At 45.6% G+C, this 12,548-nt stretch carries 9 protein-coding genes; all 9 read right to left on the reverse strand.

Annotated features, from left to right (window positions below; all coding sequences use genetic code 11):
• Positions 1-35: 35 nt before the first annotated feature.
• Positions 36-4,253 (reverse strand): DNA-directed RNA polymerase subunit beta', encoded by a 4,218-nt coding sequence (gene rpoC / locus CTN07_RS17280; RefSeq protein WP_005301833.1) that lies wholly within the window; start codon positions 4,251-4,253, stop codon positions 36-38.
• 99 nt (positions 4,254-4,352) lie between these two features.
• Complete coding sequence (gene rpoB / locus CTN07_RS17285) at positions 4,353-8,378, reverse strand: DNA-directed RNA polymerase subunit beta (protein WP_005301835.1); 4,026 nt, start codon at positions 8,376-8,378, stop codon at positions 4,353-4,355.
• 225 nt (positions 8,379-8,603) lie between these two features.
• Positions 8,604-8,969, reverse strand: coding sequence for a 50S ribosomal protein L7/L12 (gene rplL, locus CTN07_RS17290; protein WP_005301839.1), 366 nt, complete (start codon positions 8,967-8,969; stop codon positions 8,604-8,606).
• Positions 8,970-9,028: 59 nt separating this feature from the next.
• Positions 9,029-9,523 carry a 50S ribosomal protein L10 gene (rplJ, locus tag CTN07_RS17295; RefSeq protein ID WP_005301842.1) on the reverse strand — a complete coding sequence of 165 codons (495 nt, stop codon included), beginning with the start codon at positions 9,521-9,523 and terminating at the stop codon, positions 9,029-9,031.
• 223 nt (positions 9,524-9,746) lie between these two features.
• Positions 9,747-10,451, reverse strand: coding sequence for a 50S ribosomal protein L1 (gene rplA, locus CTN07_RS17300; protein ID WP_005301845.1), 705 nt, complete (start codon positions 10,449-10,451; stop codon positions 9,747-9,749).
• 4 nt (positions 10,452-10,455) lie between these two features.
• Entirely contained in the window at positions 10,456-10,884 is a 429-nt protein-coding gene (gene rplK / locus CTN07_RS17305; RefSeq protein ID WP_005301848.1) for a 50S ribosomal protein L11, read from the reverse strand.
• Positions 10,885-11,009: 125 nt separating this feature from the next.
• A complete protein-coding gene (gene nusG / locus CTN07_RS17310; protein ID WP_036764546.1) occupies positions 11,010-11,555 on the reverse strand; it encodes a transcription termination/antitermination protein NusG in 546 nt (181 codons plus the stop codon).
• An 11-nt stretch (positions 11,556-11,566) separates the two neighbouring features.
• Entirely contained in the window at positions 11,567-11,950 is a 384-nt protein-coding gene (gene secE / locus CTN07_RS17315; RefSeq protein WP_005301853.1) for a preprotein translocase subunit SecE, read from the reverse strand.
• A gap of 236 nt (positions 11,951-12,186) precedes the next feature.
• Positions 12,187-12,548, reverse strand: a 362-nt coding sequence (locus CTN07_RS17320) for an EF-Tu C-terminal domain-related protein (protein ID WP_501037822.1), incomplete at its 5' end; no start/stop codon positions are given.

The following is a 12,548-nucleotide window of genomic DNA, read 5'->3' on the forward strand; positions in this document are numbered from 1 at the left end:
GAGGGTGCCTTTTATTTTATCTTGTCGCGGCAAGATTAATCTTCGTCGCTAAGACCTGCGTTAAGCAGTGCAGCTAGATCTTGTGATGCTTGTTCAGCATCGATCTGAGGTGCTACTGGCTCGAACTCAGCATCACGGCTACGTTGACGTCGTTGGTGGTGTGCGAAACCAGTACCAGCTGGGATCAGACGACCAACAATAACGTTCTCTTTCAGACCACGTAGATCATCACGCTTACCAGAAACTGCAGCTTCTGTTAGTACGCGAGTCGTTTCCTGGAACGACGCAGCAGAGATGAATGATTCTGTTGCTAGCGATGCTTTAGTGATACCTAGTAGGTCACGAGCATATGCTGCAGGAGTTTTGCCTTCAGCTTCTAGCTGACGGTTCGCGATAGTTACACGAGAGTATTCTACCTGCTCACCTTCTAGGAACTCAGAATCACCAGGAGCTGTGATTGTTACCTTACGCAGCATCTGACGAATGATCGTTTCGATGTGCTTATCGTTAATCTTAACGCCCTGAAGACGGTAAACTTCCTGAACCTCGTTCACGATGTATTCTGCTACTGCGAACACGCCACGTAGTCGTAGGATATCGTGTGGAGACTCTGGACCATCAGCGATTACGTCACCTTTCTCAACTTTATCGCCTTCGAATACGTTAAGCTGACGCCACTTAGGAATCATCTCTTCGTATGGCTGACCCTCTGCAGGAGTCAGGATTAGACGACGCTTACCTTTAGTTTCTTTACCGAAAGAAACAGTACCAGTAATTTCCGCAAGGATTGCTGGTTCTTTAGGCTTACGAGCTTCGAATAGGTCAGCAACTCGTGGTAGACCACCGGTGATATCTTTAGTACCGCCAGATGCCTGAGGGATACGAGCTAGCGTATCACCAATGCCCACAAGAGCACCGTCATCTAGTTGGATGATTGCTTTACCAGGTAGGAAGTATTGAGCTGGAATTTCAGTACCAGAGATCATTACATCGTTACCGTTTTCATCAACTAGTTTAACAGTTGGACGCATATCTTTACCTGCACCTGTACGCTCTGCAGCGTCAAGTACGGTAATCATAGATAGACCAGTTAGCTCATCAGTTTGACGAGATACAGTCACACCATCGATTAGGTCAACAAACTGGATACGACCTGCCACTTCAGTGATGATTGGCATTGTGTGTGGGTCCCAGTTAGCGATAACTTCGCCAGCTTTAACCTCATCACCGTCGTTCTTAGTTAGGTGAGAACCGTATGGTAGTTTGTAGTTTTCTTTCGTACGGCCAAACTCATCAATGATGGTCATTTCAGACGCACGAGAAGTAATAACTAGTTTACCTTCACCGTTGATTACGAACTTAGCATTCTGTAGTTTCACAGAACCGTTGTTCTTAACCTGGATGCTGTTTTCAGCAGCAGCTGCCGATGCCGCACCACCGATGTGGAACGTACGCATGGTAAGCTGTGTACCCGGTTCACCGATTGACTGTGCTGCAACAACACCAACGGCTTCACCAGTGTTCACTAGGTGACCACGAGCTAGGTCACGACCGTAACATAGCTTACAACAACCGAAGTCGTTCTCACAGGTAACCACAGAACGTACTTTAACTAGGTCAACAGAGTTCGCATCGATAATGTCACACCACTTCTCATCGATTAGGGTGTTACGAGGGATAAGAACTTCTTCTGTACCTGGTTTTAGAACGTCTTCAACAACCACACGACCTAGAACACGGTCACGTAGTGCTTCTTTAACATCACCACCTTCGATCAGAGGCATCATAGAGATACCACCGTGAGTACCACAGTCATCCGCTGTAATTACAACGTCTTGTGCTACGTCTACTAAACGACGAGTTAGGTAACCTGAGTTCGCAGTCTTAAGTGCGGTATCCGCAAGACCCTTACGAGCACCGTGAGTAGAGATAAAGTACTGAAGTACGTTTAGACCTTCACGGAAGTTCGCAGTGATCGGCGTTTCGATGATTGAGCCATCCGGCTTAGCCATCAGACCACGCATACCAGCAAGCTGACGAATCTGAGCGGCAGAACCACGAGCACCTGAGTCGGCCATCATGTATACGCTGTTGAACGACTTCTGCTGTTCTTCTTCACCGTCACGGTTAATAACAGTTTCGAAAGACAGGTTATCCATCATAGCTTTAGCAACTTGTTCGTTTGCTGTTGCCCAGATATCGATAACTTTGTTGTAACGTTCGCCAGCAGTAACAAGACCAGACTGGAACTGTTCTTGGATCTCTGCAACTTCTGCTTCTGCTTCTGCGATCTTAGTGTATTTCGCTTCTGGTACAACCATATCGTCGATACCAACAGAAACACCAGAAAGTGCCGCATATGCAAAACCTGTGTACATGATTTGGTCAGCAAAGACTACAGTCTCTTTCATACCCAATTCACGGTAACAAGTGTTAAGCAGTTTAGAAATTTGCTTCTTACCTAAAGCTTCAGTGTTCACTAGGCTGTATGGCAGACCTTTCGGTACGATAGTCCATAGCATTGCACGACCAACAGTCGTATCAACCAGCTTAGTTTCTGGAGTTAGGTTACCTTGCTCGTCCTTCTTGTACTCAGTAATGCGAACTTTTACACGAGCGTGTAGAGCTGCAGAACCAGTACGGTAAGCTTTTTCAGCTTCAGCAGAACCAGCTAGGTACATGCCTTCACCCTTCGCGTTGATCATGTCACGCGTCATGTAGTAAAGACCCAATACAACGTCCTGAGAAGGTACAATGATCGGATCACCTGACGCAGGCGATAGGATGTTGTTAGTCGACATCATAAGAGCACGTGCTTCTAGCTGTGCTTCTAGAGTCAATGGTAAGTGAACCGCCATCTGGTCACCATCGAAGTCGGCGTTGTATGCCGCACACACTAGTGGGTGAAGCTGAATCGCTTTACCTTCGATTAGGATCGGTTCAAATGCCTGAATACCAAGACGGTGCAGTGTCGGCGCACGGTTTAGCATTACTGGGTGTTCGCGAATTACTTCGTCTAGGATATCCCAAACAACTGCTTCTTCACGCTCAACCATCTTCTTAGCAGCTTTGATTGTAGTCGCAAGACCACGAGTCTCTAGCTTACCGTAGATAAATGGTTTAAATAGCTCAAGTGCCATCTTCTTAGGAAGACCACACTGGTGCAGACGCAGGTATGGACCTACTGTGATAACAGAACGACCTGAGTAGTCTACACGCTTACCAAGCAAGTTCTGACGGAAACGACCCTGCTTACCTTTGATCATATCAGCCAAAGATTTCAGAGGACGCTTGTTAGAACCTGTAATTGCGCGACCACGACGACCGTTATCAAGCAATGCATCTACAGACTCCTGCAGCATACGCTTTTCGTTACGTACGATGATATCAGGAGCAGCTAAGTCAAGCAGACGCTTTAGACGGTTGTTACGGTTGATTACACGACGGTATAGATCGTTAAGATCTGAAGTCGCGAAACGGCCACCATCTAGCGGTACCAACGGACGAAGATCCGGTGGAAGAACTGGCAGTACAGATAGGATCATCCACTCAGGGTTGTTGCCTGACTGTACAAATGCTTCAACTAGCTTCAAACGCTTAGTTAGCTTCTTACGCTTAGTTTCAGAGTTAGTTTCTTCTAACTCTTCGCGCATAAGTTCGATTTCAGCATTAAGGTCCATATTGGCCAATAGTGCTTTAACCGCTTCTGCACCCATCTTAGCGTCAAATTCGTCGCCCCACTCTTCAAGCGCATCTAGGTACTGCTCTTCAGAAAGCAGCTGGCTACGCTCAAGGTTGGTCATACCTGGTTCGATTACTACGTAAGATTCGAAGTAAAGTACACGCTCGATATCACGTAGTGGCATGTCCATTAGCAAACCGATACGAGATGGTAGCGATTTTAGGAACCAGATGTGGGCAACAGGTGAAGCAAGCTCAATGTGACCCATACGCTCACGACGTACTTTGGTCTGAGTAACTTCAACACCACATTTTTCACAGATAACACCACGGTGCTTTAGGCGCTTGTATTTGCCACAAAGACACTCGTAATCTTTAACCGGGCCAAAGATACGTGCACAGAAAAGACCGTCACGCTCAGGCTTAAAGGTACGGTAGTTAATGGTTTCTGGCTTTTTAACTTCACCAAAAGACCATGAACGGATCATGTCAGGTGAAGCTAGACCGATTTTGATCGCATCAAATTCTTCGGTCTTATGTTGTGCTTTCAGAAACTTAAGTAAGTCTTTCACATTCGGCTCCTGTGAGGAGTTGACCCATAAAGGCGCCAGTCATCTGGCGCCTTCATATTTATACCGGAGTAACTAGTAAGTATAGATGACTAGTCTAACTTATTCGTCTTCCAGCTCGATGTTAATACCCAACGAGCGGATTTCTTTCAACAATACGTTGAATGATTCCGGCATACCTGGTTCCATACGATGATCGCCGTCAACGATGTTCTTATACATCTTAGTACGGCCGTTAACGTCATCCGACTTAACAGTTAACATCTCTTGTAGAGTATATGCTGCGCCATATGCTTCAAGCGCCCACACTTCCATCTCACCGAAACGCTGACCACCGAACTGAGCTTTACCACCAAGTGGTTGCTGAGTAACAAGGCTGTAAGAACCGGTAGAACGGGCGTGCATCTTATCGTCAACCAAGTGGTTCAGTTTCAGCATGTACATGTAACCAACAGTTACAGGACGCTCAAACGGATTACCAGTACGGCCATCGAACAACTGAAGCTGACCAGACGATGGAAGATCACCAAGTTGTAGCAACTCTTTGATTGATGCTTCTGGAGCACCATCAAATACAGGTGTTGCAATTGGTAGACCTTTACGAAGGTTCTGAGCAAGAGTCAGCACTTCTTCGTCTGATAGCAGAGCAATATCTACTTTCTGACGAGTATCGCCTAGATCGTATACACGCTGTAGGAATTCACGAATCTTGTGAAGTTCCTGCTGCTGCTTCATCATCTCGTTGATCTTGTCACCGATACCTTTCGCCGCAAGACCTAAGTGAGTCTCTAGGATCTGACCGATGTTCATACGAGATGGTACGCCCAGTGGGTTCAGTACGATATCAACAGTTTGACCTTTCTCATCGTACGGCATGTCTTCAACAGGGTTGATCTTAGAGATAACACCCTTGTTACCGTGACGACCCGCCATCTTATCACCAGGTTGAATACGACGCTTAACAGCTAGGTATACTTTAACAATCTTAAGTACGCCTGGTGCTAGGTCATCACCTTGAGTGATCTTACGACGCTTAGTCTCAAACTTCTTATCGAACTCAGCTTTCAGTTCATCATACTGCTCTGCAAGCTGTTCCAACTGGTTCTGTAGTGCTTCGTCATCAAGAGTCTGAGCAAATAGCTTCTCACGGTCCATTGAAGCAATCTTGTCTTCACTGTAACCAGAAGCAAGCAGAAGAGTACGAACACGAGCAAGAAGACCACCCTCAAGGATCTGGAATTCTTCTGTAAGATCTTTCTTCGCTTCTTTTAGCTGCATCTCTTCGATTTCAAGAGCACGCTTGTCTTTTTCTACGCCATCACGAGTGAATACTTGTACGTCGATAACAGTACCAGTCACACTACCAGGAACGCGTAGAGATGAATCTTTAACATCAGACGCTTTTTCACCGAAGATAGCACGTAGTAGCTTCTCTTCAGGAGTTAGCTGAGTTTCACCCTTAGGTGTCACTTTACCAACTAGGATGTCGCCACCCTTAACTTCAGCACCAATGTAAACGATACCTGATTCGTCCAGCTTAGAAAGTGCTGCTTCACCCACGTTAGGGATATCGGCAGTAATTTCTTCAGCACCTAGCTTAGTATCACGCGCCACACAAGAAAGCTCTTGGATGTGGATTGTTGTTAGGCGATCTTCCTGAACAACACGCTCTGAAACAAGGATGGAGTCCTCGAAGTTGTAACCGTTCCAAGGCATGAACGCGATACGCATGTTTTGACCAAGCGCTAGTTCACCAAGGTCTGTTGATGGACCATCAGCTAGCACATCGCCACGAGCAACTGGTTCACCAACCATTACACATGGACGCTGGTTAATACATGTGTTCTGGTTAGAACGAGTGTATTTAGTTAGGTTGTAGATATCGATACCTGCTTCACCAGGGATCAACTCATCATCGTTAACTTTGATAACGATACGAGATGCATCTACAAACTGAACTTGACCACCACGTTTAGCTACGGCAGTAACACCTGAATCAACACCGATTTGACGTTCAATACCAGTACCTACTAGCGGCTTATCAGCACGGATAGTTGGAACTGCCTGACGTTGCATGTTCGCACCCATTAGGGCACGGTTAGCATCGTTGTGTTCTAGGAATGGGATCAGAGATGCCGCCACAGATACAACCTGGTTAGTTGCAACGTCCATGTACTGAACATGGTCACGTGGGTGCAGACCTGAATCACCTTTCTGACGAGCAGTGATCAGTTCATCAGCAAAAGAGCCATCTTCGTTAAGCGCGGCGTTTGCCTGTGCAATAACGTATTGACCTTCTTCAATTGCTGATAGGTATTCGATCTCTTCAGAAACTTTACCATCTACCACTTTGCGGTATGGAGTTTCTAAGAAGCCGTATGGGTTACAACGCGCAAATACAGATAGCGAGTTGATCAAACCGATGTTTGGACCTTCAGGCGTTTCGATCGGACATAGACGACCGTAGTGCGTTGCGTGAACGTCTCGAACTTCGAAACCAGCACGCTCACGAGTCAGACCACCTGGACCAAGCGCCGAGATACGACGTTTGTGAGTAACTTCTGACAGTGGGTTGTTCTGGTCCATAAACTGAGACAGCTGAGAAGAGCCAAAGAACTCTTTAACTGCCGCAGAAATAGGCTTAGCGTTGATAAGATCTTGAGGCATGATTGCATCAAGGTCACCAAGGCTTAGACGCTCTTTAACTGCACGCTCAACACGAACTAGACCAACGCGGAATTGGTTCTCAGCCATTTCGCCAACTGAACGGATACGACGGTTACCAAGGTGGTCGATATCATCAACTTCACCTTTACCGTTACGAATATCGATCAGCTTACGCATCACATCGATGATGTCTTGGTTGTCTAGAGTGCCTGGACCTGTAGTCTCATCACGAAGTAGAGAACTGTTGAACTTCATACGACCTACAGCAGATAGATCGTAACGCTCTTCTGAGAAGAATAAGCTTTCAAACAGTTGTTCTGCTGCTTCACGTGTTGGTGGCTCGCCAGGACGCATCATGCGGTAGATTTCTACTAACGCACTTAGACGGTCTGTTGTGCTATCAATACGTAGCGTATCAGACATGTATGGACCGTGGTCTAGATCGTTCGTAAATAGAACTTCAATAGACTTGTGGCCAGCCTGAGACAATAGCGCTAGAGATTCTAGGCTTAGCTCTTGGTTTGCAGCAGCAATCAGTTCGCCAGTTGCTTCGTTAACGTAGTCTTTAGCAGCAACTTTGCCAACGATGTATTCAACAGGTACTTCGATATGATCTACGCCGTCTTTCGCTAGTTGACGAATATGACGAGCAGTAATACGACGACCTTTTTCTACGTATACAGTACCGTTAGCTTCGATATCAAAGCTTGCAGTTTCACCACGTAGGCGATCAGGAACAAGTTCCATCACTAGAGATTTACCTTGAACTTCGAACTTCACTTTCTCGAAGAACATGTCAAGGATTTGGTCTGTAGTGTAGCCTAGTGCACGTAGAATAATTGATGCAGGAAGCTTACGACGACGGTCGATACGGACAAAAACACTATCCTTAGGATCGAATTCGAAATCCAACCATGAACCACGGTATGGGATTACGCGCGCGTTATATAGCACTTTACCTGAGGAGTGGGTCTTACCCTTATCGCTGTCGAAGAAGACACCCGGGCTACGGTGCAACTGGGATACGATAACCCTCTCGGTTCCGTTAATAACGAACGTACCGTTATCAGTCATGAGTGGAATTTCACCCATGTACACTTCTTGTTCTTTAATGTCTTTTACGGTTCCAGCCGGCGCGTCTTTATCATACATAACAAGACGAAGCTTCACACGAAGTGGAGCTGAGTAAGTAACGCCACGAATCTGACATTCTTTCACATCGAAGACCGGCTCGCCGAGACGATAGCTAACGTATTGCAGCTCGGAATTGCCATTGTAGCTCTGGATAGGGAAAACAGAGCGAAAAGCAGCTTCTAGACCGTAATGCCCTTCTGGATCCTGCTCGATGAATTTTTGGAAAGAATCAAGCTGGATCGACAGCAAGTATGGTGCATCCAAAACTTGTGGACGCTTACCAAAATCCTTACGGATACGCTTTTTCTCGGTATAAGAGTAAACCATAGGTTCCTCAGATCGCTGATAAGTGATCCAACTACCCACTATAACTTTTGGGCAGTGACTAATCATTGTTTATGGTAGGAAATAGCTTGAGGTATCAAACTATTTTTTGCGTAGATTGTGGGTACAAAACAAGGTGAAAAATACCACAACCCTATAGCGCAAAAAGGCCGGTGGCATTTTTGCCACCAGCCAATAGCCTTAAAAGGCTATGAAATCAAATAGTTATTATTTGATTTCAACAGAAGCACCAGCTTCTTCTAGTTGAGCTTTAAGAGCTTCAGCTTCAGCTTTCTCAACGCCTTCTTTTAGAGGTGCTGGAGCGCCGTCTACTACAGCTTTAGCTTCTTTAAGACCTAGGCCAGTTGCGCCACGTACTGCTTTGATTACAGCAACTTTGTTAGCGCCACAAGCTGTTAGAATTACGTCGAATTCAGTTTGCTCTTCAGCAGCTTCTGCTGCTGCGCCGCCTGCTACAACTGCAGCTGCAGCAGTAACACCGAACTTCTCTTCCATAGCTTCGATTAGTTCAACAACTTGCATTACAGACATTTCTGCAACTGCGTCTAGGATTTGCTCGTTAGTGATAGACATAACAATTCTCTTTAAAAGTCAACAAATAGTTTAAATAGCAATCAGATAAAACTCTGCAATTAAGCAGCAGCTTCTTCTTTCTGATCACGTACTGCAGCGATAGTACGTACAAGTTTACCAGCAGACGCTTCTTTCATGCACATCATTAAGCGTGCGATAGCTTCGTCGTATGTTGGTAGAGTTGCTAGTACTTCAACGTTAGCAATAGCGCCTTCGAATGCAGCAGCTTTGATCTCAAAATCTTTATTCTCTTTAGCGAAGTCTTTGAAAAGACGCGCTGCAGCACCTGGGTGCTCATTAGAGAAACCGATTAGTGAAGGACCAACGAAAACGTCTTGTAGACATTCGAAATCAGTACCTTCAACAGCACGACGTGCTAGGGTGTTACGAACAACTTTTAGGTAAACGCCGTTTTCACGAGCTTGTTTACGTAAAGTAGTCATCGCACCTACAGCAACACCGCGAGAGTCAGCTACAACTGCAGACAGGGCACCATTGGCAGCTTCGTTGACTTCAGCAACAATTGCTTTTTTGTCTTGAAGATTTAATGCCATTGGATTTGCTCCTGGTTTTATTTACACCACTTCTTATATAAGATAAGAAGAGCTTGTACGGCGCAGATCCTTGAAAGATATAAATCAATCATGTTCTGGCACCGTCTACGTAGGTAATATTAAGTTCTGATGAACACCTACGGTCTTTGACGGAGGTCGAAAATACGACCTCAGCCACGAATTCTGAAACGCCAGATTATACAGTAATCTGACGTTTCCGCAATTAGCTTGCGTTAGTTTCTAACGTGTTTTGATCAACAGCTACACCAGCACCCATAGTAGTAGAGATGCTTACTTTCTTGATGAAAGTACCTTTAGCTGAAGATGGTTTTGCACGCTTAAGAGCAACTAGAAGTGCTTCTAGGTTCTCTTTAAGTTGAGCAGCATCAAAGCTCACTTTACCGATAGTAGTGTGAATGATACCGTTCTTGTCGTTACGGTAACGAACCTGACCTGCTTTAGCGTTCTTAACAGCTTCAGCAACGTTAGGAGTTACAGTACCAACTTTAGGGTTTGGCATAAGACCGCGAGGACCAAGAATAGTACCAAGCTGACCTACAACGCGCATTGCATCTGGAGATGCGATAACTACGTCGAAGTTCATTTCGCCTTTCTTAACTTGCTCAGCAAGATCTTCCATACCTACTAGCTCAGCACCAGCTTCTTTCGCAGCTTCTGCGTTAGCGCCTTGAGTAAATACAGCAACACGGATGTCACGACCAGTACCGTTTGGTAGTACAGTTGCACCACGTACGTTTTGGTCTGATTTACGTGCATCAATGCCAAGGTTAACAGCTACGTCAACACTTTCTACGAACTTAGCAGTAGCTAGTTCTTTTAGAAGAGCAACAGCTTCGTTGATATCGTATTCACGAGTTACATCAACTTTCTCACGGATCACGCGCATGCGCTTAGTCAGTTTAGCCATTCTATTAACCCTCTACCACTAGGCCCATTGAGCGAGCAGTACCAGCAATTGAACGCTTCATAGCTTCAATGTCAGCACCAGTCATATCTGCAGCTTTAGTCTCAGCGATCTCTTGGATCTGAGCTTCAGTTACAGTACCAACTTTCTCAGTGTTAGGACGGCCAGAGCCAGACTTAACGCCAGCAGCTTTCTTAAGAAGAACAGCAGCAGGTGGAGTCTTAGTGATGAAAGTGAAAGAACGGTCACTGTATACTGTAATAACTACTGGAGTTGGAAGACCTTTCTCTAGAGAGTCAGTCTTAGCGTTAAACGCTTTACAGAATTCCATGATGTTCACACCGTGTTGACCAAGAGCTGGACCAACTGGTGGACTTGGGTTTGCCATACCAGCTGCAACTTGCAGCTTGATGTAAGCTTCTACTTTTTTAGCCATTGCTATATACCTATTTTTGGGTTCAAGCGTCTATTTAGAAACAAATAGACTCCCCGTCTAACGAAAGGGCGCAGAATTGTAGATCAATTCTACGCCCTTGACAAGACTGTGTGCTTATTTATTGATCAGTTCTTTTCTACTTGACCAAACTCAAGCTCAACTGGTGTTGCACGGCCGAAGATAGAGACAGAAACCTTAACGCGGCTCTTATCGTAATCCACTTCCTCAACCACACCGTTGAAGTCAGCAAATGGGCCATCAGTAACGCGAACAACTTCGCCTGGCTCAAATACTGTTTTATGTACTGGTGATTCACTAGCTTTCTGTAGACGGTTCAGAATCGCATCCGCTTCTTTATCAGAAATCGGAGCTGGACGATCTGAAGTACCGCCGATGAACCCCATTACACGAGGAATACTACGTACTAGGTGCCATGTTTCATCATTCATCACCATCTGTACAAGCACGTAACCTGGGAAGAATTTACGCTCGCTCTTGCGGCGCTGACCAGCACGAACTTCCACAACTTCTTCTGTAGGCACAAGCACTTCTTCAAAGTACTCTTCCATGCCATGCATTTTGATGTGCTCACGTAGTGATTGTGCTACTCGACCTTCAAAACCAGAAAAGGCCTGCACTACATACCATCGTTTTTTTGGAGCTTCGCTCATGAATACTTACCTCATACGCCAGTAACTAGGCGCACTAAACGGACCATAATGCCGTCAATCCCCCAAAGGGCCAACGCCATAACTACAGTGACTGCTAGTACGATAAAGGTTGTCTGCGTAGCTTCCTGACGAGTAGGCCATACCACTTTGCGGACTTCCATGCGCGCTTCACGAGCAAACGTAATCGCGGCTTTACCTTTTGCTGTAAATGCAGCCGTAATACCAGCAATTGCAACTAATGCAACTATACCAGATACACGAAGCACAACAGAAACATCACTGTACAGGTAATTACCAACCACTGCGGCGGCTAGCAAAGCAAAAACGACGAGCCACTTAAGGCCATCCATTTTGCTTTGGCTTTCTTGGTTTTCGTTCTCGGCATTCGCGTTCATACAACCAACCTGTAACTAGTCTTAATATAGACGAAAATTACCCCGCTGATGCGAGGTCTAAGACGAAGGGACGCAAAATCCTTGAAACTTCATCACTCTATCGTTAACTCTACGCTATTTTGAACATTATTTACACTATTCAAAACAGAAACGCAGAAAAAGGGCATCAGATGATGCCCTTTTTTGTGCATGCTCGTCAAACGTTAATTCGGCGAACTGTGCTCGGAAACCGCAAATTAAGCGATGATTGTAGCAACAACACCAGCACCAACTGTACGGCCACCTTCGCGGATTGCGAAGCGTAGACCTTCGTCCATCGCGATAGGAGCGATTAGAGTAACAGTCATAGAGATGTTATCACCAGGCATTACCATTTCAACGCCTTCTGGTAGCTCGATAGTACCAGTTACGTCAGTTGTACGGAAGTAGAACTGTGGACGGTAACCTTTGAAGAATGGAGTGTGACGACCGCCTTCATCTTTAGAAAGAACATAGATTTCTGAAGTGAAAGTAGTGTGTGGAGTGATTGAACCAGGCTTAGCTAGAACTTGACCACGCTCAACTTCGTCACGCTTAGTACCACGTAGAAGAACACCAA

The organism is Photobacterium damselae (assembly GCF_003026815.1).
GTDB classification, from domain to species: Bacteria; Pseudomonadota; Gammaproteobacteria; order Enterobacterales; family Vibrionaceae; genus Photobacterium; species Photobacterium damselae.